Origin of the sequence: Pusillimonas sp. (assembly GCF_044464525.1) — a bacterium.
Lineage (GTDB): Bacteria > Pseudomonadota > Gammaproteobacteria > Burkholderiales > Burkholderiaceae_B > Pusillimonas.
The window spans coordinates 1-23,252 of the sequence record NZ_JBIQLE010000013.1; the positions used below are offsets into that span (position 1 = coordinate 1).

A 23,252-nucleotide genomic window follows, 5' to 3' on the forward strand; every position below is an offset into this window, starting at 1 on the left:
CTGAAAAGGCCGCTGCTGAAAAGGCCGCTGCTGAAAAAGCGGCCGCTGAGAAGAAAGCTGCTGCTGACAAAGCCGCTGCTGAAAGGGCTGCGGCCGAGAAGAAGGCCGCCGCTGAAAAAGCTGCCGCCGAAAAAGCGGCCGCTGAGAAGAAAGCTGCTGCTGACAAAGCGGCGGCTGAAAAGAAAGCCGCCGCAGCCAAGGCAGCCGCCGAGAAGAAAGCCAAAGAAGAGCAAGCCAAACAAGACGCCATCCGGGCAGCGATGCGCGGCGACGCTCTAGGAGCCGCGGGCATCGCCGGCGGCACGGCTGACCGAAATCAGAGCGGAGGCGGCGGCTCGGACTCGGGCTATGCGGCCTTGGTGCGTCAATGCGTGCGACCCGGCGTAGTTTATGCGACGCCACCTCGCAACGGCCCCAACCCGACAGTACAATACAGGGTGAATCTGAACGGCAGCGGCAACGTGACCGGAACCCGTATGATGCGTTCTTCCGGCAACCCGGCCTTCGACCGGGCGGTCGAATCCGGAATCAAGGGCTGCAATCCCTTCCCCAAGCCACCTTCGGGCAAGTATCCTCCATATATCGACGTGGACTATCAAATGTATGACCAATAGGAGATCAGCCGACATGACCACCGCCATCCCTGTAACCAAGACCATGCATCGCTCATGGCGGGCAGGCCTGTTCGGACTGCTGCTTGCCCTAAGCCTGCTTGCCGTCGGCACCGCCCAGGCTCAGCTTCGGGTCGACATCTCCGGCGTGGGCGCTACCCAGTACCCCATCGCCATCGCCGACTTCACCGGTGATCCCCAGGGCCAACTCATTGGCGAGGTAATTCGCGCCGACCTTACCCGTTCGGGCCAGTTCCGCCTGGTCAACGCCACCGGAGCCACACTCGATGCCGAAAGCACCATCGACTACGACGACTGGCATAACCGCGGAGCACACTACATCGCCTACGGCAGCATCAGCCAGGCGGCTGGGCAATACACCATCAGCTATCGTCTGGGCGCCGTGAACCAAAAAAGCCAGCTCGACGGCGTGGCTTTTAGCGGCTCCGAAAAAGAGCTGCGGCGTATCGCCCATCAAATCGCCGATCGCATCTACGAGCAAGTTACAGGCGTACGAGGCGTCTTCTCGACCCGGCTCGCTTACGTCGTGCAGAAAAACAACACGCACGAGTTACAAATTGCAGACGCCGACGGACAGAACCCACAGGTAATGCTGCGCTCCAAGCATTCGATCATCTCGCCTGCCTGGTCGCCAGATGGCTCCAAGCTTGCCTATGTCAGCTTCGAGACCGGAAAGCCCGTCGTCTACGTACAGACACTGGCCACCGGACAGCGCTTCCCTATCGCTAATTTCAAAGGCAACAACAGCGCCCCTGCCTGGTCTCCGAACGGCGAACAGCTTGCCATCACACTATCGCGCGACGGCATCGCCCAAATCTACACCATCAACGCCGACGGTTCGGGCTTGCGCCGTGTCATGCGCTCACCCCTGATCGACACCGAGCCCTTCTATTCGGCCGACGGCAGCAGCCTGGTGTTCACCAGTGATCGCAGCGGCGCACCGCAGATCTATCGCGTGCCTGTATCAGGCGGAAATGCCACCCGCATTACGTTCAATGGCAGTTACAACATTTCACCGGCCCTCTCGCCAAGCGGAAACGAACTGGTGTACGTTACACGAAGGGATGGCGCATTTCGCATCGCTTTGCAAAACATGGCGACAGGAGCCGAGCAATTGTTGACAGACGGGCCCGACGACGAATCACCCAGCTTCGCACCGAACGGAATGCAAGTCCTCTATAGTTCCATTCAGGGCGGGCGCAGCGTACTGGCCGTGGTTTCCACCGATGGCAGGGTAAGGCAGACATTGTCGACTCTCGACGGCAAAGTACGTGAGCCCACCTGGGGACCATTTACCAATTAGTTTTTCGTGACTCTTTCTAAAAGGAACTCAAATGAGATCGCGTATCGTAAAAAGCCTTAGTGTTGCCGCATTTGCCGCTTCGTTGGCGGCTTGCAGCTCCGTGCCCCTAGACGAATCCCAGTCCGGCAGCGGCGCCGGCATGGGCGACGGCGCGTCCACCGGCCAGGTTATGGACCCTTTCAATCCACAAAGTCCACTGGCCCAGCAACGCTCGGTTTACTTCGAGTTTGATAGCTACGTCGTACCCGACCAATATCGCAATGTGGTCGAAATGCACTCCTCTTATCTCTCCAACAACGGCCAGCAGCAAATTGTCATTGAAGGCAACACAGACGCCCGCGGCGGCGCCGAGTACAACTTGGCTCTGGGGCAGCGTCGGTCTGAAGCCGTCGCTCGCATGATGACCCTCATGGGCGTGCGCACCGACCAGATCGAAACCATCAGCTTCGGTAAAGAGCGTCCCAAGGCTCATGGCAACACCGAAGCCGACTTTGCCGAAAACCGTCGTGCAGACATCGTCTATCGGCGTTAATCTAACGGCTTGAGTCACTGCGGCGCCGCGGCGGCTTTCCGTCGCGGCGCTTTTGTTTCCGTTTCGTTAATATCTCAGATACAAATTAGCCCGCCGCTCGAATGCGGCGCCGGAGCCTCACGATGCGCAGATTTGTTTCCACATCCCGTCCCCTGGTAATGGCCACCGCCTTTACGTTTTCGGCGATTTTCATGCTGCCCGCCCATGCTTTCGCCGACGACGAGGCACGCAGGGCCATACTCGAGCTACGCCAGCAAGTGAGGCAGATGCACGATCAGAACCAGCAAGCCCGCTTCTTGCTCGCTGACCAAATAGAAACCCTGCAGCATGAAATCGCCGACATGCGTGGGCAGATCGAACGCATGCGTTTTGAGCTCGACATCAATAAGCGCGCGGGCCAGGACCAAGCGGGCGGCAGCTCGATACAGGTTGACAACCCACGCGAACAAGCGTCGTACGATAACGCAATGGGCCTCTTCCGCAGCGGCAAATATAAAGAGGCCGCCCAGGGGCTTAACGGATTCCTGCAAGATTATCCCAACAGTCAACTGGCGTCCGAAGCCAAGTTTTATCTGGGCAGCAGCATGTATGCCACTAAAGATTTCAAAGGCTCCGTCGCCCAATTGCAGAAGCTGTCCCAGGATGCGCCCAACGACCCACGAGCGCCCGACGCCCTGCTAATCGTCGCCGCCAGCAAGATCGAACTCAACGACATGGCCGGCGCAAAAGCCAGCCTTGAACAAATTGTGCGCGACTATCCTCAAAGCTCGGCCGCCGATACCGCGAAGAGCCGCCTCGAACTACTTCAATAAAACGCTTCAGTTTGCCGCGAGCGCACGGCCTCGCGCCGGCGCCTGTGGCAATTTGCAGGCCGGCCCGTGCTGCTGGTTCATGGTTCGCTATGGGGCTCGACCTGGCATATCTGCTCGATCAGAACAGGCCTAAGCCACAGCCAGCTTATTTGGCCAATGTGTTGGCCGGCTTCACGTCGCAATCGGCCTCGGCTTTCTCGCCCGACTCGAACAAGAACTGCATGGCGACGGTGTCACCGACCTTGATTTCGTCAGTGGGCTTTTCGAGCATGATGTGATAGCTGCCCGGCTTGAACTCAAGTGTTTGCCCGGCGGGAATCTCGACCCCCTCGACCGAGGACATCCGGCTCATGCCATCGGTATGCGTGGTCTGGTGCAGCATGACCTGGCCGTAGCGCGCGGACGCCGCCCCGGTTAGTGTGACGCTGCCATCGCCCTTATTGGCCGTCTTGAAATATCCGGCCGAAGGCGCCGGCAAAGGCAGTAGCCGGATCCAGCAATCGGCGATGGCAACGGACGGTGCGACCGGCATGGCCGCAATGGATTCTTGCGACGGCGCCTGATGTGCATGATGATCGTGGCCGTGGCTATTGTGTGCTTTAGCGCCATGAGCGTGAGCCAGTTGCATGGGTAGCTGTGAGGAGGACGCCTGCATGACAGTCGGCCAAGCCAGGACCGCTGCACCGCACAGGGCCAATCTAGCGACAAACGCGTGTTTCATTTTGACTCCGAATGATTGGGTGTTTCCGGCTTCGAGTGTACCGCGAACCTCTGCTATGAACCCATGATCCACACGCCCACCGGGGGTTCATCCAAAGAAGGCGAACTAAACTTGTCGTCTCTTGAGTCGTTAAAACTAAAAACCACGATCACAAACATGCGGGATGGAGCAGACAATGGGTTGGATTAGCAATACGACGGTCAGAACCAGGCTAATCGGCGGGTTTCTTATCGTAGCGGCGATCTCTGCCGTCATCGGCGCGGTGGGAGTCCGTTCAACTCAGCAGATGAACCAAATGGCGCACCACATGTACGAGCAAGAGCTGCTTGGCGTGGCGGCGGTCGCTGAAGCCCGTCTGCATATCGTCTCAGCCGGACGGGCCCTGCGCAACACTCTGCTGGCGCCCGACGCCGGCGTGCATGTCGCCGAGTTCCTCGCCATGGAGTCGCGTTTCGACTCTCTTGTCTATGAGCTTCAAAACCTCGAAAAATCGTTCGATTCAGACCAAGACAAAAAGCTGGTTCAAGACGCTTTAAAAGCCGTCAACGAATACAGAGAAACGGTCGAATCCCTGGTCACACAGAACCGGGCCGATCTTCCCAGCCAAGAAGTCATCACCGATAGGCTGTACAGCGAAGTACGCTCGCGAGGCGACACTGCCGAAATATTAATCAGCATGCTGACGGCCCAAAAGCAGAATATCGCGCAGCATTATTCGGAGCAGATCGCGGGCATATACCGCACGACGCTCTACAGCCTGATTGCTCTTACTTTGGGCGGCGCGATATTGGCCGTTCTTCTAGGATGGCTCATTACCCGTGTGCTCACCCGCCAGCTTGGAGGCGAACCCCGCGACGTCGCGCGCATCGCGGCCGCCATCGCCCAGGGCAACCTCACAAGCAAGATCGACACGCGCAAAGCCGCTGTCGGCAGCGTGGTGCACGCAATGAACCAAATGCAGGAATCCTTGCGCAAGGTGGTCGCGGCGGTGCGCGGCAGCAGCGATCACATCGCCACCGGCTCGAATCAGATCGCCGTCGGAAACGCCGATCTGTCGCAACGCACCGAAGAGCAGGCAGCCAACCTGACCCAAACGGCCTCCGCCATGGAAGAGCTGTCCAGCACCGTGAAGAACAACGCCGACGTCGCTCGCCAAGCGGCCGACATGGCTTCGTCCGCCAGCGCGTCCGCCACCCGGGGCGGCGACGTCGTGAACGACGTCGTCTCCACCATGCGCGACATCGACTCTTCGTCGCAGAAAGTCGTGGACATCATCGGGGTCATCGATTCGATCGCCTTCCAAACCAATATCCTGGCATTGAACGCCGCCGTTGAAGCGGCCCGCGCCGGCGAGCAAGGGCGCGGCTTCGCCGTCGTGGCCAGCGAAGTGCGAAGCCTGGCGCAAAAAAGCGCCTCGGCCGCCAGGGACGTCAAGCAGCTTATCGACGATAGCGCGCAGAAAGTCGAAGCAGGCGGCAAAATGGTCGATGCCGCCGGTGCGGCCATGGCCGATATCGTCACGCAGGTCAGGCGCGTTACCGACCTGATCAACGAAATCAGCGCAGCGACCGTCGAGCAAACCTCGGGGCTAAACCAAATCAACGACGCCGTCGCCCAGCTTAGCGGCGTCACTCAGCAAAACGCGTCATTGGTCGTGCAATCCGCCGCTGCCGCGGACAGCCTGCGCGACCAGGCCCGCAGGCTGGTGGATGTGGTCGGCGTGTTCAATGTCGGACACGAATTTGAAGAGCATGCCCAGTCTTCTCATTCGTCGGAATACCAGCCTGACGAGTTCCAGAGCGAAGGGTACAAACCGGAGACGCACGAGCCCATCGCACCACGCCTGGCCGCTCCGGCCCTGGCGGTGGCAGCCGCCGGCGGCGCGTCGGCTGCCGCGCTGGGCGGCGACTGGGACGAGTTCTAAATTATCAGGCCAAACCTTGCGGCCCCGGCCGGCTCTATATCGGGCTGTCGGGGCCACGCCCCGCGAAATGTCCGTCGGCATTGGCCAGGAAGCGATCAACCGAGTTGCGCACGGCCTGAGGCGAGCTTCCCCCCACGTGAGGTGTCAGCACGACGCCCGGCAACCCCATAAGCAGTTCGGGCCGCAACGGCTCGCTTTCATACACATCCAGCCCCGCACCGCCCAGGCGGCCGTGGCGCAAGGCCTCTGCCAAGGCTGCGGTGTCCACCACGCTGCCTCGCGCCACATTCACGAGAACCCCTTGTGGTCCTATGGCTTCGATGATCGGAGCGTTGACCAAGTGGCGGGTTGATGGGCCACCGGGAGTAATGACGATCAGGAAGTCGCACCAGCGTGCCAGCTCGAGCGCACTGGCATGATAGAGATACGGTACATCCGTGCGCGCGTTACGCGTGCAATAGCCGATTTCCAGATTGAAGGCCTGGGCGCGACGGGCGATCTTATGGCCGATATCCCCCAGCCCCAGCAAACCGAGCCGCCGTCCCGACACATCGGCCGGCAAGGGCAGGTCGTCGCGCCACAAGCCTTGGCGCACTTGTGCGTCCAGAGTGACGATGCCCCGCACGGTTGCCAGCAATAAGCCCATGGCATGATCAGCCACCGAATCTGCATTTACGCCGGCGCCGTTTGCCAGCACTATCCCGCGGGCCCTGGCCGCCGAAACATCAATGTTCTCGTAACCCACCCCCAACGCGCAGATCAGCTCAAGCCGCGGCATCGCCGCGATGGCTTCCGCTGCAAGGCCTATTGTGCCGCTGGTAAGCACGGCGCGAACGTCAGGATCGGCTGCCGCCAACTGGGCCTGGACCGAATCCGGCTTAGGGGCATAAATTATGCGATAGTTTCGTTCAATCAACGCAAGATGCTCGTCGCCAAGGACGGGCAGGACAAGTACCAGCGGCTTGCCCTGATTCGTCGCGCCGCCTGACGTTTGGATGGAAGTGGGTTTCATGGCGATGTATTTTACGTTCCCTTTGTTCGGCCCCGGCACGCGATACGTAAAAACAAAACGCCCGCCATTGGGTGGTAACATTTATCATTGTCCCAAGTCATCACCAGGCAGTATCCATATGGCCGTCTTCGACATCAACCCCATCGTCAAGTCCCTCCATGAAATCCGCCAGAACTGGCGTGATTCCCAAGGGCGTCCCCGAGAACCCGACGGACGCGAGTTTCCTTCGCGCGAAGCGGTGGCGCAAGCCATGAACGACCTTAAGGGCGCGTTGTTTCCGATGCGTCTCGGGCCGACCGACCTGCGCCACGAAAGTGAAGACTACTACGTGGGCTACACACTGGAGTCGGCCCTGCATTCACTGCTTAATCAGGCACGCCTCGAACTGCGCTACATGGCGCGCCACGACGAAGACGTCGGCAACGTGGCCATCCAGGCGCGGGCCGGCCAGGCCATACGCGAACTGGCAGCCTCGCTGCCAAACATCCGAAGCCTGCTCGACAGCGACGCCTTGGCCGCCTATCACGGCGACCCCGCCGCACGAACGGTCGACGAAGTGCTTCTGTGCTACCCCGGCATGGAAGCGATGATCTATCACCGTATTGCACACCAGTTGTATCAGCAGGGCCTGCCTCTTCTGGCTCGGGTCGCGTCCGAACTGGCTCATGGCCAGACAGGCATCGACATCCACCCGGGGGCCCAGATTGGCGGCAGTTTCTTCATTGATCACGGTACCGGCGTGGTAATCGGCGAAACCACCGTCATTGGCGAACGCGTGCGCATCTACCAGGCAGTTACCTTGGGCGCCAAGCGTTTTCCCACCGACGAAAACGGTTCGCTGCAAAAAGGCTTGCCGCGCCATCCCATTGTTGAAGACGATGTGGTCATCTATGCCGGCGCCACCATTTTGGGGCGCGTTACGCTGGGGCGGGGCTGTGTCATCGGAGGCAATGTCTGGCTGACTCAGGACGTCGCTGCGGGCAGCTATGTTACCCAGGCAGACTGCACGCCCAGCCGTCAAGAAACCGCCCGCCTCTGATCACGGACAGTGCCTGGACAGTTCCCTGCCCAAGCGCTGCCCCGCCGCAAATGGCTCCAGCCTAAAACGACTGCCGCCTTGCCGCTGTACCGTCCCTTGCTGTTGGCTGTTGGTTTAGGCATCCCGACCGCTATAAAAGCGAAGCCTTAGCGAACGCTAAGCCGGGTCGTCCGCCTTGCGCCAGAGGGTAACCAGCCACGGTTGCTGTTCGCGCGGCAAGCCGTCGGGACGGTAGTAATGATCGAGCTCGGTGAAGCCGGCTTGCTCAAGATCTTGACGCCATGATGCCAGGTCGTGATAGACGCCATACCGGGCCCCGTTCCAGCCTTCTTGGTTGGCGCCCCTGGGGTTGGAGCTTAGCAGCACCCCGCCCGGCTTAAGACACGCATTCAACTCAAGCAAAACGCGCCCGATATCGGCGGTGGGCACGTGGAACAGCGACGCATTGGCAAACACGCCGTCAAAATAAGCATCGGGCAGATCGAGCTTAAGGAAATCTTGATGCCAGACTTCACATCCCGAAGCCTCGCGCGCCATCGCGACGAATTCCCGCGAGCCATCCAGGCCCACGGGATTATGGCCAAGTTGAGAAAAAGCGCTTAGGTCGCGACCCGGCCCGCAGCCGAAATCCAGGATGCGAAACGGCGGTTCAGCCTGGATGTGCCGCAGCAGCGCCTGGATGTTCTGGCTGACGTCATGGCCCCAAGTGCCGGCCCGAAAGCCCTTGGCGTTTTTGTTGTAGTCGTCGAGCGTCGCTGCGGAAACGCTATTTACCGGCTGAAAATCATCCTGCATGGAAAGAAGGTTTACTCCATGGTGAAACCAAGCTTGATGGTGACCTGCCAATGCCCCACCTTGCCGTCTACGACATGGCCGCGGGTTTCGACAACGTTAAACCACTGGATGTTGCGTACGGTTTCGCTTGCCTTCGCGATGGCGTTGGACACCGCGTCTTCAATGCTGGTGGGCGACGAACCGGTCAGTTCGATCTGCTTGTAGACATGATTGGTGCTCATGGTTCGCTCCTTGCGCTGAACTCGTTGGTGGTTGAACCATGGTAAATGGTTTGAGAGACTGCCACAAGGCACAAACCGGCAAGTAATACCAGCCTGGGCCGCGTGGCGCCATTCAATTGGCTTAGACCTTACGCAGGTGGTTATCCCAGGCGCGGCCAGGCTGCTCTGACAAGATCGTGGTTAGCCGTTCACCCTCCAAAGCCAGGTCGGCTGTGTCAACCATTGTGTGGCTCTCATGCGCCAGACCGATAGACACCAAGGCGCCCAGGCCATTACTCAATAAAAACCCATTGTCGGCGGCGGCCGCCACGCCGCATCCATCATTCAGTCTTACTTGCCCAAGAAAGCTTCCACTGACTGCTTCCCAGAACACCACGCAATTGCCCACGGGGCTTGAGGTGGCGATGAAACGGCCGCCGGGGTCTGCCGCCACGGAACCCACATAATTGCGCATGCCGCGCAACACCTCGGGCGGCCCTGGGAAAAGCCGTATCGGCTCGCCGCGCCGATGGCGGGCCACCAAGGCGGGACGGACGGCGGCCGGGCCCATGTACTGGCAGCCGACCCATACCGCGCCCGTTGCGTCCAATGCCATATGGCGCAAGGAAAGCTGGTGCAATTCGTCCGGCAGGTACACCTGTTCGAGCAGCTTGCCGCTGCGTGCATCCACATATGCCAGCGACGGCTTCATGGAATCGAGATTAAGTTCAAGCTTGCCGTAATCGGGGTGGGTCAGTATGCCTCCGTTGGCGACGCACAGCGTGTGCCCATCGGGCATCAAGACGACTTCGTGCGGCCCGATTCCCGCCGACGAAAACTCGCCCACCCGTCGATACCCGCCCAGTGCGGATGCGTCATAAATACCCAGCAAACCCCGCCCCGCCTCATAATCGTTTTCCGTGGCAAACAGAAGACGGCCGTCAGGCGTGTAGACGCCATGGCCAAAGTAATGCCTTCCCTTTGCGATTGGCAGGGGCCGAGCCGGCTCCCCGCCTTCAAGATCGAAAGCCATCGCAAAGAACCCCGGTTGACGCCCAAAGGCGACTGCGCGCCGCCGCTCTTTGTCGATGGCAAAGCTGTGCCCGCGATCAGGCAAGGGCACAACACGAAGGTCGGTTCCGGCCGCATCGAACACCGCCGCCTCATACTGGCCTTCGCGCTTGCGGGCCGCCAGGTATAGAGCCTGGCTTGTGCTTGGCGGCGTCTGGGCGGCTCCGCATAAGGGCACGGCGCCCGACGCCAACACGAAAGCCAAGAAGCGACGCCGGTCAATCTCCGTCAAGTGCATTGAACCCTATCCTTACGCCCAAGGCAGGCGCCATATGCTGGTCGACGAGGTCTTTGGCATTACGCAGCAGCAGCGTTACCAACACCAGCTCACGATGGCTGTCTTCTGCGCCGAAGAGTTCATCGGTTGAGCCATGCATTTGCGCCAGGTGATCGGCGGCCCGCTTCAGCTCACCCCTTATGTTCTGGTCCAACCATGCAGCGTTCGCAAAGCGATATTGCCCGGCATCGTAAAACGCAAGCATGCCCTGCACAGCCGCTTCGATCGACGTGGCGGCAAGCCCGCTGCGCCAGAACGGTGCTTTGCGGACATTTGCCTTCGCGACATCTGTGCCCAGGGCCGGCGCCAGCTTGACGTCAGCCTGGAACTGCAGACCGGTGGACAAAGCCTTGACCACCTCGGCGGCAACTTCTTGAGAGCTGCGATAAAGCGGGTTGTCGGCATTGGGGCGGGCGAACAGGCCGGCCTGCTCACCGCCCTGGCTCCACTGCGCCGCCAGGTCGGCGCCGATTTGCTCAAGGTTGCCCGCCACTGCCAGCGCATACGCGCATGCTGTATCCCGGTTGTCAGCTTCGGCTCCCGTTAACAGCCCTTTGTTTCTATACAGTACATATTCCAGCGCCGGCAGCCCTTTCAAGGCGATGCTGTGAGACGCCAGGCCACGGGCATCAGGAATTTCGGCGACCGGCTTGGCCAACATGCCTTGAACCTGTCTTGTCATGACGCCGCGCGGATCGGGCCAGAAATAAATGTTTTCAAAGCGATTCAAGTCGACCAGGGGACCGAAGCGCAAAAACTCGATGCCGGCCCACGCCTTGACCAAGCGCTCGAAGGCTGCCGCCGACTCTGTGCTACCGCTTTCATGGGCTGTACTGCAAGCGCTTTGCAAGGTATCGCCCATATGCGCCGCCGCCTGCTGGAACTCGGCCATCGCCGGCGCAATGTAAACCTGGGTCAGCCGACTCCCAAGGCCATCGTCGGTCTCGGGCAAAGCATCACCTTGGGCCGCCAATGGCGCCACGGCCAGCAGCGCTGCCGCCATCCATTTCTTCATCACGTTTTTCCCTACAACGATTCGAGAAAGCGTAAAAGGTTTCCACGCTCTTCAGGAGTCATGGCGACCACGCGGTCGCGAGCGGCCTGTGCCTCGCCCCCATGCCACAGCACGGCCTCAAGCAAAGTGCGCGCACGGCCGTCGTGCAGCCATGTGGCATCGGGATTCACAGTCTTGGTAAGGCCTATGCCCCAAAGGGGTGGAGTGCGCCACTGGCTGCCGCTCGCCTCGCCCTCGACCTGGCCGTCCGCCAAGCCCGGACCCATGTCGTGCAGCAATAAATCAGTGTATGGCCAGATCAGCTGGAAACGATACTCGGGACGAGACGCGTCGCGGCTGGTGACGTACTTGGGCACATGGCAGGCAACGCACTGAGACTCATAAAATAGCTTCTTTCCGGCCAGCACGCGCTGGTCGTCGACATCGCGTCGCCGAGGCAGGGCCAGGTTTTCGGAATAGAAGGTAACAAAGTCGGCCAACCTCGCGGGCACTTCGTGCTCGCCCAGATGTTCTTGTGCGCCATGAGGCATCTGCCGGCAATCCATCTGCGCCTCGGTGCAATCGCCGTGGTGGTCGGGGAACAGGGGCGTCGACAAGCCCATATCATTTGAAAACGCCGTTGCAGCCTGGTGGTGCACATCTGGCTGGCCCGCCTTCCAGCTGAAGCGCCCCAGCACCCGCTTCCCGTCCTCCGTCCAGGCCCAATTCGGCTTGCCGGCCACGCCATCCGGCTTTTCACGTGCGGCATTAGCCAATATATCGCCCTCATGTATGGCCTCGAGCAGGCCAAGCCCCAACATCGGCGGAGCCAGGCGGGGCGAAATGACGGTGTCTGGGTGCAGCGGCCCGTAGTTGAGGTTCCGCACCTGATAGACGGGTTGCATCAGCACCGCGGTCTCGCCGCCATTGAGCTGCACAGGCGCCTCGCGGTATTCGATCGACAATTGTCCCTCGGCGGGCACGCCGGCAACCGCAAACGGCTGCAGCTGATTACCGTATACAGGGTCCGGCATCCATTGGATTTCTCCGTGCCCGATGCGCTCGCGCGCGTCTTGCACGCTGGTGGGGCGAGACAGGCGCGCCAGCAGCGCCACCGAATCTCGCTGTTCGAATTTTTCGAAACCGGGTACCGTGCCGCGCCCGTCCTTGACGTGGCATGCCTGGCACGAACGCGCGTTGAACAAGGGCCCCAGGCCGTCCGATGCCTGCGTAGAAGCGGGCGAGGACACCCAGTCTTTACGAAACAGGCCGTTGCCCACCATGAATTCCTGGCGCCCCTCGAAACTGAGGTTGGCTGCCGGATGGGAATAGATGTCGGCGTTGACGTGCTTGTCGACGGTGCCGGCGCCGCCCTGCATAACCTCGAACGGCTCCGGCACGGAAAATTCGGTGGCCGGCCGGACAATGGCCGCGACACGGCTGCGGTCTTCGTCAGTGAGATCGTCGCGATGCGACAGCGGCGCCGCCCCAGGGGCGACCACCGGAAGCAATACAGCCAGCACACCGATTGCCACAGGCACAAGGCCGGTGAACCGGCGCCTTTTCTCTGACACGGCCATCACTTTTACTGGAACACTGCGTCCGGGCTGTCGAGGCTATCTGAGCCCTCAAGCTCTACGCCGCCCAAGTCGAGCGCGGTAATGACCCGTTCGAAGCTGCGCGTCTGGGCGATAAGCGCGTCGATGGCCGCTTGCACTGTCTGATTACCCTCGGCATTACCCTGCGCGATCATCTGGTCGTAGGTTTCCGTGGTTTCCGCGCGCTGCTTCATGGCCAGCATGGCTTCGTGGGCCTCATTCATTCGAGCCTGCACCTCTTTATCGAGCTCGACATCTTTTTCGGCGACCAATTGCGACAGGCTGGTTCCTTCGACGACCGTGCCGTCAATGCGTTTGTAGCGCCCGTAATACACGTTCATCATGCCGATCTGATTGTAATAATGCGAGTTATGGGTATTGTCGGAGAAGCAGTCGTGTTCTTCTTCGGGATCGTGCAGCATTAGGCCGAGCTTCATGCGCTCGCCCGCCAATTCGCCATACGAAAGGCTGCCCAGTCCGGTCAACATGGCGATCAGGCCCTGCTGCGGATCGGCTTGCACATCGGCACGGGCGCCGCCGTCGGCCTCCCAGTTCTCAACCATTTCCTGCAGGTCGTCGACCAGCATCTGAGTAACCACGGTAAGATAGGTGACGCGCCGGTCGCAGTTGCCACCGGTGCAATTGGCAAGATCGAAATCGGTGTATGGACGATTGCCGGCGTGGCGTTCTTGGGGCGTACCCTGACGGTCGGCGGGTGCAGGGCCGGTGCCATTGAGGTCTTGACCCCACAGCAAAAACTCGATGGCATGATAACCGGTGGCCACATTGGCCTCGTTGCCATCGGCTTCGTGCAGCACCTCGCCGAGCAGCTGGGCATCAATGACGCTTGTATCGACGGCCTTGCCGCCCACACTGATGCTGTCGTTGGCAATGACGTTAACAACATAATAAGCATTGACGTCAGATTCAATGCCGTACGAGGCGTCTACATAGTCGATCATGCCTTCGTCCAGCGGCCAGGCATTTACCCGGCCCTCCCAGGCGTCAACGATCGGGTTGCCGAAGCGGAAAGCCTCGGTCTGCTGATACGGCACACGCGCATCGAGCCAGGCTTGCCGCGCGGCACGGAGTGTGTCGGCGCTGGGCTTTGCCGCCAGGGCATCGACCGCCTGTTGCAGGCGCTTGGCGGTTGCCAATGCATCTTGGTACTCGGCCAGGGCCACGTCGGCATAGGTTTTCACAACGGCGGTTTTATCAACGGCCGCGTGGGCCGAACCTACGGACAGGGCCAGCAATGCCCCAAGCAACATACTGCGCATCAAACAATTCTCCTGGTTGGCGGACAGGCGCCGATTGGTGTAACCCGTAATTCTAAACGATTCCAATTATCGATTACACCATGTTCAGGAAAAATTAAGGGAATTGCCGATGCGTGGCGCCAGCCGACACCATAGAGCCACACCCGACGACGCCAAAGGCAGCCCCACCAGAATAAACAGTACGCCGGTACCCAGGGCGGATGCCTGGCTGATTTCAGCGGACAAGCCCAACACCCCAAGCAAGAAAAACAAGGCCGCGAAAACGCCACAAGCCCACGGCGCGGGGCTGCCGGAACGGCGCGCCAGAGCCAGCAACACAGACGCCAGCATGAACACCGGCGCGAATGACCAGATCAAGGACATAAACACCCTCAAATAGCAATGAGAATAGTTCTTATTATCTTAAAAGAAGGGGTTCGAGTCAACTTAATTGCGGCCAAGTGAACATAAAGCCGCCGCCGCCTCAGCGTACAATTCGGATTCCAAACTACTGTGAATGAGTGTTGCATGACGACCCTGGGCACCCCTCTCTCTCCTTCCGCCACCCGCGTAATGTTGCTGGGTTCGGGCGAGCTGGGCAAAGAAGTACTTATCGCGCTGCAGCGCCTCGGAGTCGAAACCATAGCGGTCGACCGCTATGAAAACTCGCCCGGTCAGCAGGTGGCCCACCATGCGCACACGATAGACATGGCCGACCCCGAGCAGCTCAAGGCATTGATCCGCTCGGTCAAGCCCCATCTGATCGTTCCCGAAATCGAAGCCATTGCCACCCCCGCCCTCGAGGAACTCGAGGCGGCTGGCCAGGCGCGCGTCATACCCACCGCCCGTGCCACACGCCTGACCATGGATCGCGAAGGAATACGCCGTCTGGCCGCAGAGTCGCTGGGCTTGCCGACCAGTCCCTACCACTTCTGCGATTCGCTCGACGAACTGCGCGCGGCAATTGACGGCGGCATTGGTTACCCGTGCATCGTGAAGCCCGTGATGAGCAGCTCGGGCAAGGGGCAAAGCCGTATCGACGGCCCCCACGATATCGAAGCCGCATGGAACTACGCCATGTCGGGGGGAAGGGTCAGCCACGGCCGCATCATTGTCGAGGGGTTTGTCGATTTCGACTACGAAATCACACTACTGACAGTACGCGCCATGGGCGCCGACGGTCAGACCGAAACACATTTCTGCGATCCCATCGGCCATCTTCAGAAAGCGGGCGACTACGTTGAAAGCTGGCAGCCGCAACCCATGGTCGACCTGGCCCTGCACAAGGCCCAAGAGGTCGCGCGCAAAATCACGGACGACCTGGGCGGCCTGGGGGTTTTCGGGGTTGAGCTGTTCGTCAAGGGCGATCAGGTGTGGTTCAGCGAGGTAAGCCCGCGCCCGCATGACACCGGCCTGGTCACCATGATCAGCCAATGGCAGAGCGAGTTCGAGCTTCATGCGCGAGCCATCCTGGGCTTGCCGGTCGACACCCGCTTGCGAAGCCCCGGAGCCAGTGCCGTGATTTACGGCGGCGTCGACGCCCAAGGCGTCGTATTCGAAGGCGTCGATGAAGCGCTGCGTATTCCGCAATCTGAATTGCGCCTTTTCGGAAAACCCAACAGTTTCGTCAATCGGCGCATGGGCGTGGCGGTGGCTTATGACGACAACATTGAAGCCGCACGTGAACGTGCACGGCGCGTGGCCCAATGTGTCAGGGTCCGGCGTCCGGATATCCAATCTTAGCCGGCCTGGGCGCAGCCCAACGTCGCCGCCGAACCTTCGTTGTGCATAGGCGTCGAGACCCATTTTGTCTTTGTGCCCCTTTAATTGTTCCATTTATGGAACTCAATACCCAATATCGCCATCTTAATAACTATTTTTATATCCAATAAAATGTCTTTAACCTGAAGGCGACAACGGTTCCTTCTAAACAAAATACATCAAAGACATGAAAACTCATTACAACCCCATGGCCGTCGCACTGCACTGGCTAATGGCCCTCGGCCTGCTTGGCACGTTCGCGTTGGGCTTCTATATGCACGATTTGCCGCTGTCACCGAACATGCTCAAGCTCTATTCGTGGCACAAGTGGGCGGGAATCGGTCTGTTGCTACTGATCGTAGTGCGCCTGGGATGGCGCATTGTGCACCCAGCCCCCACCATGCCCGCCTCGATGGGCCGCCTTTCAAGGCTGGCCGCCCATGCCGGACACTGGCTACTGTATGCGCTGATGCTCGTCATACCCATAAGCGGCTGGCTGATGAGCTCTGCCCAGGGCTTTCAAGTGGTGTGGTTTGGTGTCGTACCACTGCCCGACCTGGTGTCCAAGAACGCCGAGCTGGGAGCGTTGCTTATGCAAGTGCATAAATACCTTAACTACACCCTGTTCGTCGCCGTCATCGGCCACGCGGGTGCGGCCCTGGGACACCACTTCATCAAGAAAGACACCGTGCTGACACGCATGCTGCCTTTTCTGGCTCAAGCTTGAATAAATTACCGGAGAACCTTATGACAACCCGACCTCTTGGCCGCTGCCTAGCCGCGGCCGCGCTGGCCTTCGCCGCCATTAGCGGCGCACAAGCCGCCGGCTACACCAGCCTCAACACTGACGACAGCCGCATCGTTTTCGCATATAGCCAGATGGGCGTTGGCATGGAAGGCAGCTTCAAAAACCTGGAAGCAAAAAGCTTCAGCTTCGACACCGAGCGCCCCGAAACCGCCCAGGTCGTGATCGAAATTCCACTCATCAATGTGGACGCGGGTTACGACGAAGCCAACGATGAGCTTGAAAAAAGCGAATGGCTGGATACCGAACGGCATCCGTTTGCACGCTTCACGTCTTCCCAGGTGACGGCGCTGGGCGACAACCGCTATGAAGTAACCGGCCAGCTAAGCATCAAGGGCCGCGACAAGGAAGTTAGCGTCCCGTTTGAATTCACCGAAGAAGGCGACGCCGGCGTGTTTCTGGGCAGCTTTACCCTGCAGCGCGACGACTTCGGCATCGGCGAAGGCCAATGGGCCGACTTCGGCATCGTGGCAAACGACATACAGATCAAGTTTCACTTCGTCGCCAACCCTTAAGGCGACCGCAGCTTTCGTACTACTCGATAACACCCCTGGCACAGCGCCGGAAAACGCTTTTTTTTACAAGGATTCATCATGAAGAAAACACTCATCGCCGCATTGTTTGCCAGTTTCGTCGCCGGCCCCGCCCTGGCCGCTCCGCAAACTTATGTGCTGGACCCCAGCCATAGCTTCCCGCGTTTCTCGTATAACCACATGGGCTTGTCCAAGCAAATCCTGCGCTTCAACAAAACAAGCGGCACGGTGATGCTTGATAAAAAAACTCGCGAAGCCAAGGTGGACGTCGTTATCGATACCACGTCCATCGATACCGGCTTCGACGATTTCGACCAACACATCCAGGGCGCCGACTTCCTGGACACGGCCCAGTTCCCCACCGCAACGTTCAAGTCGACCAAGGTTGTATTTGAAGGCGACAAGCCCGTCAGCATCGAAGGCGACCTGACCATCAAGGGAATCACCAAACCCCTAACCCTGACCGTCACGTCGTTCTTCAACGGGCCTCATCCCATGTTGAAGAAAGACACTATCGGCGCCAACGCCACCGGAGTCATCAAGCGAAGCGACTTCAACGCCGACAAGTTCGCACCGGCAGTGGGTGACGAAGTGACGCTGGACATCGCCCTGGAAGCCATCGTCGAATAAGACCGTTGCCCTTGAACGGCGACCGTGAAAAAACGACGCCTGCCCATATGGACAGGCGCCGTTTTTATGCCGGCCTTGCCTGAAAGGGAAGCTGCGTATTAAAGCGCGCGCCTTCGATCGCGCTGCATGCCTTGGCCGATCAGGAAGATTACCAAGCCAGCAGCCAGCAGTATCCACATATTGGTCACAATTGTGATTACGGCCAAAACTATGGCGATCAGCCCGGTGACCAGAGCCGCGCTATTGCGCTGCCCCATTACCGCACCGATTGACAGGCCGATGAGAATGGCGGAAAGAAGGTTGTAGATGTAGATCATGGGGCCCCCTGTTTTTTTGTATATTGCGCGAATACCCGCGCGACGGCAATGTTGTTTACTGGCCTGGGGTAGGTGTCTACACACGAACCGGCCGGATTGATGCCCGTGAGTTTAGCATCAACCCGTGCCCTTATGCGCCACCCAGATAGGCGCGCCGCACGCCTTCGTCATTGATCAGTTGTTCGGCCGGCCCGCCAAGCGTAATACGCCCGCCTTCCAGCACATGGCCTTCGGACGACACCTTCAGGGCTGCGCGGGCATTTTGCTCGACCAGCAAGACCGAAAGACCACTATGGCGCAATTGTCCGATCTCGGCCAGAATCTCTTGCACGATCAGCGGTGCCAGGCCCAGGCTGGGTTCGTCGAGCATCAACAGGCGGGGCCGGCTCATCATGGCACGGCTCAAGGCCAGCATCTGGCGCTCGCCGCCCGACAGAGTATCGGCGCGCTGATCGCGCCTTTCGGCAAGACGGGGAAAACGCGCATAGGCTTCATCCAGGGCCCGCCTCAATTCAGCGGCCGAGAGGCGGCGAACATAACTGCCCAGAACCAGGTTGTCGAGTACAGACATGTCGCCAAACAGCTCGCGCTGCTCTGGCACCAGGCAAAGTCCCATCTCGAGCCGTGTCTCGACGTCGAGCCAGCTGACGTCGATACCGTCGAAGAACACCTGGCCGCCAACGGCCGGCATCAAGCCCATCAATGTGGCCAACAGCGTGGTCTTTCCGGCGCCATTGGGGCCTATGACCGAGCTGATGTGGCCTTCTTCGAGGGTAAAGGAAACCCCGCGCACCGCTTCGACCTGGCCGTAGGCGACGTGCAGATCATTGACTTTCAACAATGTGCTCATGCGTCGCTCCCAAGATAGGCGGCCTGCACCTGTGGATCGGCACGCACCTCGTCAGGCCGGCCTTCCGCGATCTTGCTGCCGAAATTCATGACGACCAGGCGGTCTACCAAATTCATGACGAATTCCATATCGTGCTCTACGATCAGCACGGTTACTCCTTCGGATCGCAGGTTTTCAAGCAGGCGAGCCAAGGCCTGTTTCTCGAGAAGGCGCAAGCCGGCCGCGGGCTCATCCAACATGATCAGCACTGGGTCCGCGGCCAGCGCGCGGGCAATCTCGACCAATCGCTGGGTGCCAAGCGGCAGGCTTCCGGCCATTTCGTATGCTTGGTCGGCCAAACCCACGCGCGTCAACTGATGCATCGCCTCGGCCATGATCCGCGACTCCTCTTCTCGGTCCAGATGCAGGCCGCCGCGCCATAATCCGCATTGCCCGCGGGCATGGGCGCCAAGTGCAACGTTGTCCAGAACCGTCATGCGCGGCCGCAGCTTTACATGCTGGAAAGTACGAGCCACCCCAAGCAAGGCGATCTCACGTTGCGACTTGCCCTGCAGCGATAAGCCGAGAAATCGCACGGAGCCCGCACTTAGCGGCAGGGTGCCGGTCAGCAGGTTGAACAACGTGGATTTACCCGCGCCGTTGGGTCCGATCAGCCCTACGATTTCGCCCGCCTTCACATCGAACCCCACCTCGTTCACGGCCACCAGGCCGCCGAATCGCTTTGTGGCGCTTTCAACGCTGAAAATAGGGCTGTCTTTGTCGGGCATGGCCCGGTGGGGAAGCCTGGCGGACGACGCCGGGAGAACCTTGGCCTTGCGGGTCGGGCGCAACCGTTCCGCAAGGCGCGCCAGCGGCCTGCCTATCCCGCCGGGCATGCGCTGCAGTATCACCAGGAACAACAAGGCGAAAATCAATGAGTTCACCTGCGCGCCCCGGCTGGTGACATATGGCAAGACATCCTGCAAGGTGTTGTTCAAGCCGATGTACAGGGTGGAGCCGATCAGCGCACTGCTTAGTTGCGACATGCCGCCGGCAACCATCATGAATACGTAGTCGATACTGGCATGCAAGGAAAATGGGGTATGGCTGACAAACCGGTTTGCGTGGGCAAACAGCCAGCCCGCCACAGAAGCATACGCCGAGGCCAGCACGAACAGCATGAGGCGGACCCGAAAGGCATCCGCGCCGAAGCTTGCCATCAATATCGTTCCGCCCCGCAGCGCTCGAACCGTACGGCCGACCCGCGAACTGAGCAGGTTATACGCGAACCAGGCGCCGGCGAACACCAGTATCCAGATCAGCAGAAACATGGTTCGGGACTCATCAAGAGCCCAGGGCCCCACATGTATCGGAGGGATGCCGTCGATGCCGGTGTGGCTGCCCAGCGCTTGGGTATTGGCGAACACGAGCGGCACGGCGAGCCCCCATGCGATGGTGCTCAGGGCAAGATAATGGCCTCCGAGGCGCATGGTGACCGCCCCCACTATCCACGCACTGCCGCAGGTAAGCAACAAGCCCATGAACAACCCGGCCCAGGGCGATAAGCCTTGCGTGGTGCTAAGCCAGGCGGTCGTGTAAGCCGCAATACCCACAAATGCGGCCTGGCCGAAAGATTGGGCGCCGCCGATTCCTGACACAAGGATCAAGCCGACAACGACGAGGGCTGCGATGCCAATGTCGTTGAGCAAGGCGACATGAAAGCCGCCCAGGATTTGAGGCACGATGACAATCGGCAATATCCATAGCAGCGGCATCATCGCGGAGGTCCAGGCATGTTGCTTCATTCTTCACTCTCTTCTTCGTGATGGGCGGTCAGGCCGGAGCGGATCACCAGGATCGGTATAAGCAGCCCAAAGACGATGGCGTCCTTCAAGCCGCTGTTCCAGAACGACGCATAGCTTTCAGCCACGCCGACCAGCAATGCGCCCAGGGCGGTCAGGGGATAGCTGACCAGGCCGCCTATGATGGCTGCGACAAAGGCCTTGAGGGTGAGTATGAGACCACTGTCGTAATAGATGGTGGCGACCGGCGAAATGAGCACGCCGACAATTCCGGCCAGCAAGGCCGCGATAACGTGCGCGATCGTGGCCGTGAACGCCGGGCGTATGCCGACCAGCCGGGCGCCGGTGGGGTTGGATGCCGTGGCGTGCAGCACCTTGCCCATGCGGGTGCGCTGTAAGGCCACATAAAACAACAAGGCCAACACGATGGCCACGCCAATGGTAAGCAGAGTCTGGTAATTAAGAACCAGGTTCTCGGACAAAGCGATAGACCCGCCAAGAGAAGCCTTGGTCCGCAGCCCCTCGGGACCAAACCATAAAAGGCCGAGGCCGGCCAGCACCAAGTCGAGCACGAGCGATACGATGAGCAGCGCCAGCACAGACGCGTTGGCGATCGGACGCAAAGCGACCCGTTCAATGAGCGGCCCCAGCGGCACGGCCAGCAAAATAGCCGCTACCACACGCAGCGCCGAGGAATCTTGGCCTGCCGCCCAATAGGCCAATGCACAGGGTAAAAGCGGCAGCACCAGCCAATGCAACAGGACGCGCGGCAAACGATTCCAAGTGTGGCGCCGGATGATCTGGGCAAGCTCCATGAGCAAGGCCACGGCCACGAACAGACAGATCAGGTTGATCGACGCCGGCATGCGGCCAAGCTCCATGGCTCCGAGGCTTAGCGCTGAAAAAACCGCGACGCTTCCAAAAGGAACAAAGATCACCCGAGTAACCGAGAAGATCAGCACCAGGCCCAGGCCGATAATGAGATATATAGCCGCCCACGCCAAACCATCGGCCAGCAATATCATTGCAATAGTGGAATCCATCCGGGAACCGTCTATCGTTAGGTTTATATAGACCGCCTTGCACGCGGGCGCAAGGCGATCCTTAGTGAAAAAAGCATGGAACGCACCACGTGTTCCTGGCGGTGCGCTCCATCTTCATTAAGACTACTGCAGCACCCAGTTGCCCTTTTCAAGCTTGACGATAACGACAGAGCTCTTGTCTGTACCGTAGGCGGTATCGGGAGCAAAACTGAAAACCCCTTCTGTTGCGGCAAGATCGGAAGTTGACTTGATGGCATCCCGCAACGCGGTACGGTATTCGGGAGTACCCGGTTCGATATCGGCCGGCACCCGCTTGGCCGCTTCAACCACAATCAGCCACGCGTCAAAGGCATAGGCCGAGAACACGTCGTAAGGTTTTTCGTCATGCACGGCCTCATAGGCCGCGGAATACTTCTCGATGATTTCTTTGCTGGGATTATCCGCAGGCAGTTGCTCGCCCACCAGTGCGGGGCCTGTCGGTACGATCAGGCCTTCTCCGGCCTCGCCAACCAGTTGGACGAACTCGGGGCTGAGAATGGCATGCGTGCCGTAGATTGCGCCTTTATATCCCCGCTCATGCAAACCGATGTATGGCAAGGCGCCTGGCGTTCCAGCCCCGCCACCGAGAACAGCATCCGGCTTGGCGGCTATCACTTTCAACACCTGGGCCGCGACGGAATTGTCGGAGCGCGCATAGCGCTCGTTAGCCACGACTTCGATGCCCGCTTCCTTGGCGTATTGGTTCAGGGCAGCGTAGGCAACATCACCCCAGGCGTCGGCAAACCCGATGTAGCCCACCGTCTTGACACCGTTGCGCTTCATCTCGTCGACCACAGCCGAAACCATGGTATGACCAGACTGCGTGGTCGTAACGGCCCATGCCGCGGCATCGTCCTTCAGTTCGATCGGTGTGAACGAAACCAGAGGCGTCTGCTCTTCACGAGATACTGTCGCCAGCGCCATTGCGCCCGGAACGCTGCTGGTACCGATCAGGACGTCGACCTTGTCCTGGCTGATCAGCTTACGGGCATTGCGGGTTGTCATGGAAGGATTGGACGCATCATCCAACTGAATGATCTTCAACTGATGGCCGTTGACCGTATCCTGATACTGGACGCCGGCCTTGATGCCGTCCACGGTGCTTAGACCCTGGGCGGCAACCGGGCCCGACAGGGGCAGAATCACGCCCACTTTGATGTCGGCCGCATGTGCGGCCGTTCCGGCGGCAAACAGGCCTGCAATGGCGACCCGGCTGATGAGCCGCAGGGCACAGCCTCTTTTAAAATGCTGAAACATGATTTATCTCCTCTTCTCGTATATGAGATTTTTTCGGACCTTTTTGTTGATGTGCGATCGACTCGGT

24 protein-coding genes are annotated in these 23,252 nt (G+C 59.7%); 10 read left to right on the forward strand and 14 right to left on the reverse strand.

Annotation, left to right across the window (positions count from 1 at the left end; all coding sequences use genetic code 11):
* From tolA to ybgF, 4 genes are all read left to right on the forward strand, one after another.
* Positions 1-614, forward strand: a 614-nt coding sequence (tolA, locus tag ACIY1O_RS08980; RefSeq protein WP_397474756.1) for a cell envelope integrity protein TolA, incomplete at its 5' end; no start/stop codon positions are given.
* A 13-nt stretch (positions 615-627) separates the two neighbouring features.
* Entirely contained in the window at positions 628-1,935 is a 1,308-nt protein-coding gene (gene tolB / locus ACIY1O_RS08985; protein WP_397474757.1) for a Tol-Pal system beta propeller repeat protein TolB, read from the forward strand.
* A gap of 31 nt (positions 1,936-1,966) precedes the next feature.
* Entirely contained in the window at positions 1,967-2,467 is a 501-nt protein-coding gene (pal, locus tag ACIY1O_RS08990; RefSeq protein WP_397474758.1) for a peptidoglycan-associated lipoprotein Pal, read from the forward strand.
* A 122-nt stretch (positions 2,468-2,589) separates the two neighbouring features.
* Complete coding sequence (gene ybgF, locus ACIY1O_RS08995) at positions 2,590-3,279, forward strand: tol-pal system protein YbgF (protein ID WP_397474759.1); 690 nt, start codon at positions 2,590-2,592, stop codon at positions 3,277-3,279.
* Between the two features lie 145 nt (positions 3,280-3,424).
* On the opposite strand, the gene ACIY1O_RS09000 is transcribed toward ybgF, so the two are convergent.
* A complete protein-coding gene (locus tag ACIY1O_RS09000; RefSeq protein WP_397474760.1) occupies positions 3,425-4,000 on the reverse strand; it encodes a copper chaperone PCu(A)C in 576 nt (191 codons plus the stop codon).
* Between the two features lie 175 nt (positions 4,001-4,175).
* On the opposite strand from ACIY1O_RS09000, the gene ACIY1O_RS09005 reads away from it, so the two are divergent.
* A complete protein-coding gene (locus ACIY1O_RS09005; RefSeq protein ID WP_397474761.1) occupies positions 4,176-5,924 on the forward strand; it encodes a methyl-accepting chemotaxis protein in 1,749 nt (582 codons plus the stop codon).
* Between the two features lie 34 nt (positions 5,925-5,958).
* Here the strand turns inward: ACIY1O_RS09005 and ACIY1O_RS09010 are convergent, their stop codons facing one another.
* Complete coding sequence (locus ACIY1O_RS09010) at positions 5,959-6,936, reverse strand: 2-hydroxyacid dehydrogenase (RefSeq protein WP_397474762.1); 978 nt, start codon at positions 6,934-6,936, stop codon at positions 5,959-5,961.
* A 118-nt stretch (positions 6,937-7,054) separates the two neighbouring features.
* Here ACIY1O_RS09010 and epsC point away from each other — a divergent pair, with 118 nt between their 5' ends.
* A complete protein-coding gene (gene epsC / locus ACIY1O_RS09015; protein ID WP_397474763.1) occupies positions 7,055-7,975 on the forward strand; it encodes a serine O-acetyltransferase EpsC in 921 nt (306 codons plus the stop codon).
* A 156-nt stretch (positions 7,976-8,131) separates the two neighbouring features.
* Here the strand turns inward: epsC and ACIY1O_RS09020 are convergent, their stop codons facing one another.
* The 7 genes from ACIY1O_RS09020 to ACIY1O_RS09050 form a co-directional block, all read right to left on the reverse strand.
* Positions 8,132-8,770 (reverse strand): class I SAM-dependent methyltransferase, encoded by a 639-nt coding sequence (locus ACIY1O_RS09020; RefSeq protein ID WP_397474764.1) that lies wholly within the window; start codon positions 8,768-8,770, stop codon positions 8,132-8,134.
* An 11-nt stretch (positions 8,771-8,781) separates the two neighbouring features.
* Positions 8,782-8,991 (reverse strand): dodecin, encoded by a 210-nt coding sequence (locus ACIY1O_RS09025; protein ID WP_397474765.1) that lies wholly within the window; start codon positions 8,989-8,991, stop codon positions 8,782-8,784.
* Between the two features lie 121 nt (positions 8,992-9,112).
* A complete protein-coding gene (locus ACIY1O_RS09030; protein ID WP_397474766.1) occupies positions 9,113-10,279 on the reverse strand; it encodes a DUF1513 domain-containing protein in 1,167 nt (388 codons plus the stop codon).
* Complete coding sequence (locus tag ACIY1O_RS09035; RefSeq protein WP_397474841.1) at positions 10,260-11,333, reverse strand: imelysin family protein; 1,074 nt, start codon at positions 11,331-11,333, stop codon at positions 10,260-10,262. Before ACIY1O_RS09035 ends, ACIY1O_RS09030 begins: the two co-directional genes overlap by 20 nt.
* An 11-nt stretch (positions 11,334-11,344) precedes the next feature.
* Positions 11,345-12,892 (reverse strand): di-heme oxidoreductase family protein, encoded by a 1,548-nt coding sequence (locus tag ACIY1O_RS09040; RefSeq protein ID WP_397474767.1) that lies wholly within the window; start codon positions 12,890-12,892, stop codon positions 11,345-11,347.
* Positions 12,893-12,897: 5 nt separating this feature from the next.
* Positions 12,898-14,190 (reverse strand): imelysin family protein, encoded by a 1,293-nt coding sequence (locus ACIY1O_RS09045; RefSeq protein WP_397474768.1) that lies wholly within the window; start codon positions 14,188-14,190, stop codon positions 12,898-12,900.
* Positions 14,191-14,274: 84 nt separating this feature from the next.
* The gene (locus tag ACIY1O_RS09050) at positions 14,275-14,553 is read right to left on the reverse strand and encodes a hypothetical protein (RefSeq protein ID WP_397474769.1); all 279 of its coding nucleotides are present in this window, start codon (positions 14,551-14,553) and stop codon (positions 14,275-14,277) included.
* Positions 14,554-14,697: 144 nt separating this feature from the next.
* Between ACIY1O_RS09050 and purT the strand changes: the two genes are divergently transcribed.
* The 4 genes from purT to ACIY1O_RS09070 all read left to right on the forward strand — a co-directional run bounded on the left by purT (position 14,698) and on the right by ACIY1O_RS09070 (position 17,898).
* Entirely contained in the window at positions 14,698-15,912 is a 1,215-nt protein-coding gene (gene purT / locus ACIY1O_RS09055; protein ID WP_397474770.1) for a formate-dependent phosphoribosylglycinamide formyltransferase, read from the forward strand.
* Positions 15,913-16,117: 205 nt separating this feature from the next.
* Complete coding sequence (locus ACIY1O_RS09060) at positions 16,118-16,657, forward strand: cytochrome b (RefSeq protein ID WP_397474771.1); 540 nt, start codon at positions 16,118-16,120, stop codon at positions 16,655-16,657.
* Positions 16,658-16,677: 20 nt separating this feature from the next.
* Positions 16,678-17,250 (forward strand): YceI family protein, encoded by a 573-nt coding sequence (locus tag ACIY1O_RS09065; RefSeq protein ID WP_397474772.1) that lies wholly within the window; start codon positions 16,678-16,680, stop codon positions 17,248-17,250.
* A 78-nt stretch (positions 17,251-17,328) separates the two neighbouring features.
* Complete coding sequence (locus tag ACIY1O_RS09070) at positions 17,329-17,898, forward strand: YceI family protein (RefSeq protein ID WP_397474773.1); 570 nt, start codon at positions 17,329-17,331, stop codon at positions 17,896-17,898.
* A gap of 98 nt (positions 17,899-17,996) precedes the next feature.
* Here the strand turns inward: ACIY1O_RS09070 and ACIY1O_RS09075 are convergent, their stop codons facing one another.
* The 5 genes from ACIY1O_RS09075 to ACIY1O_RS09095 form a co-directional block, all read right to left on the reverse strand.
* Complete coding sequence (locus ACIY1O_RS09075) at positions 17,997-18,215, reverse strand: hypothetical protein (RefSeq protein WP_397474774.1); 219 nt, start codon at positions 18,213-18,215, stop codon at positions 17,997-17,999.
* A gap of 130 nt (positions 18,216-18,345) precedes the next feature.
* The gene (locus tag ACIY1O_RS09080) at positions 18,346-19,065 is read right to left on the reverse strand and encodes an ABC transporter ATP-binding protein (protein ID WP_397474775.1); all 720 of its coding nucleotides are present in this window, start codon (positions 19,063-19,065) and stop codon (positions 18,346-18,348) included.
* A complete protein-coding gene (locus ACIY1O_RS09085) occupies positions 19,062-20,849 on the reverse strand; it encodes a branched-chain amino acid ABC transporter ATP-binding protein/permease (RefSeq protein ID WP_397474776.1) in 1,788 nt (595 codons plus the stop codon). The genes ACIY1O_RS09080 and ACIY1O_RS09085 overlap by 4 nt, the downstream gene beginning before the upstream one ends.
* Complete coding sequence (locus tag ACIY1O_RS09090; protein WP_397474777.1) at positions 20,846-21,889, reverse strand: branched-chain amino acid ABC transporter permease; 1,044 nt, start codon at positions 21,887-21,889, stop codon at positions 20,846-20,848. The genes ACIY1O_RS09085 and ACIY1O_RS09090 overlap by 4 nt, the downstream gene beginning before the upstream one ends.
* Before the next feature lie 123 nt (positions 21,890-22,012).
* The gene (locus ACIY1O_RS09095; RefSeq protein ID WP_397474778.1) at positions 22,013-23,185 is read right to left on the reverse strand and encodes an ABC transporter substrate-binding protein; all 1,173 of its coding nucleotides are present in this window, start codon (positions 23,183-23,185) and stop codon (positions 22,013-22,015) included.
* Positions 23,186-23,252 lie beyond the last annotated feature (67 nt).

What these genes read in the sequence shown, in the direction of transcription:
- ACIY1O_RS09065 (WP_397474772.1), top strand. Translation starts at nt 16,678, where the DNA reads ATGACAACCCGACCTCTTGGCCGCTGCCTAGCCGCGGCCGCGCTGGCC.
- ACIY1O_RS09030 (WP_397474766.1), bottom strand. Translation starts at nt 10,279, where the DNA reads ATGCACTTGACGGAGATTGACCGGCGTCGCTTCTTGGCTTTCGTGTTG.
- ACIY1O_RS09060 (WP_397474771.1), top strand. Translation starts at nt 16,118, where the DNA reads ATGAAAACTCATTACAACCCCATGGCCGTCGCACTGCACTGGCTAATG.
- ACIY1O_RS09025 (WP_397474765.1), bottom strand. Translation starts at nt 8,991, where the DNA reads ATGAGCACCAATCATGTCTACAAGCAGATCGAACTGACCGGTTCGTCG.
- ACIY1O_RS09010 (WP_397474762.1), bottom strand. Translation starts at nt 6,936, where the DNA reads ATGAAACCCACTTCCATCCAAACGTCAGGCGGCGCGACGAATCAGGGC.
- ACIY1O_RS09090 (WP_397474777.1), bottom strand. Translation starts at nt 21,889, where the DNA reads ATGGATTCCACTATTGCAATGATATTGCTGGCCGATGGTTTGGCGTGG.
- ACIY1O_RS09020 (WP_397474764.1), bottom strand. Translation starts at nt 8,770, where the DNA reads ATGCAGGATGATTTTCAGCCGGTAAATAGCGTTTCCGCAGCGACGCTC.
- ACIY1O_RS09080 (WP_397474775.1), bottom strand. Translation starts at nt 19,065, where the DNA reads ATGAGCACATTGTTGAAAGTCAATGATCTGCACGTCGCCTACGGCCAG.
- ybgF (WP_397474759.1), top strand. Translation starts at nt 2,590, where the DNA reads ATGCGCAGATTTGTTTCCACATCCCGTCCCCTGGTAATGGCCACCGCC.
- ACIY1O_RS09000 (WP_397474760.1), bottom strand. Translation starts at nt 4,000, where the DNA reads ATGAAACACGCGTTTGTCGCTAGATTGGCCCTGTGCGGTGCAGCGGTC.
- pal (WP_397474758.1), top strand. Translation starts at nt 1,967, where the DNA reads ATGAGATCGCGTATCGTAAAAAGCCTTAGTGTTGCCGCATTTGCCGCT.
- ACIY1O_RS09085 (WP_397474776.1), bottom strand. Translation starts at nt 20,849, where the DNA reads ATGAAGCAACATGCCTGGACCTCCGCGATGATGCCGCTGCTATGGATA.
- ACIY1O_RS09045 (WP_397474768.1), bottom strand. Translation starts at nt 14,190, where the DNA reads ATGCGCAGTATGTTGCTTGGGGCATTGCTGGCCCTGTCCGTAGGTTCG.
- ACIY1O_RS09040 (WP_397474767.1), bottom strand. Translation starts at nt 12,892, where the DNA reads ATGGCCGTGTCAGAGAAAAGGCGCCGGTTCACCGGCCTTGTGCCTGTG.
- ACIY1O_RS09035 (WP_397474841.1), bottom strand. Translation starts at nt 11,333, where the DNA reads ATGAAGAAATGGATGGCGGCAGCGCTGCTGGCCGTGGCGCCATTGGCG.
- ACIY1O_RS09050 (WP_397474769.1), bottom strand. Translation starts at nt 14,553, where the DNA reads ATGTCCTTGATCTGGTCATTCGCGCCGGTGTTCATGCTGGCGTCTGTG.
- purT (WP_397474770.1), top strand. Translation starts at nt 14,698, where the DNA reads ATGACGACCCTGGGCACCCCTCTCTCTCCTTCCGCCACCCGCGTAATG.
- tolB (WP_397474757.1), top strand. Translation starts at nt 628, where the DNA reads ATGACCACCGCCATCCCTGTAACCAAGACCATGCATCGCTCATGGCGG.
- ACIY1O_RS09075 (WP_397474774.1), bottom strand. Translation starts at nt 18,215, where the DNA reads ATGATCTACATCTACAACCTTCTTTCCGCCATTCTCATCGGCCTGTCA.
- ACIY1O_RS09095 (WP_397474778.1), bottom strand. Translation starts at nt 23,185, where the DNA reads ATGTTTCAGCATTTTAAAAGAGGCTGTGCCCTGCGGCTCATCAGCCGG.
- epsC (WP_397474763.1), top strand. Translation starts at nt 7,055, where the DNA reads ATGGCCGTCTTCGACATCAACCCCATCGTCAAGTCCCTCCATGAAATC.
- ACIY1O_RS09005 (WP_397474761.1), top strand. Translation starts at nt 4,176, where the DNA reads ATGGGTTGGATTAGCAATACGACGGTCAGAACCAGGCTAATCGGCGGG.
- ACIY1O_RS09070 (WP_397474773.1), top strand. Translation starts at nt 17,329, where the DNA reads ATGAAGAAAACACTCATCGCCGCATTGTTTGCCAGTTTCGTCGCCGGC.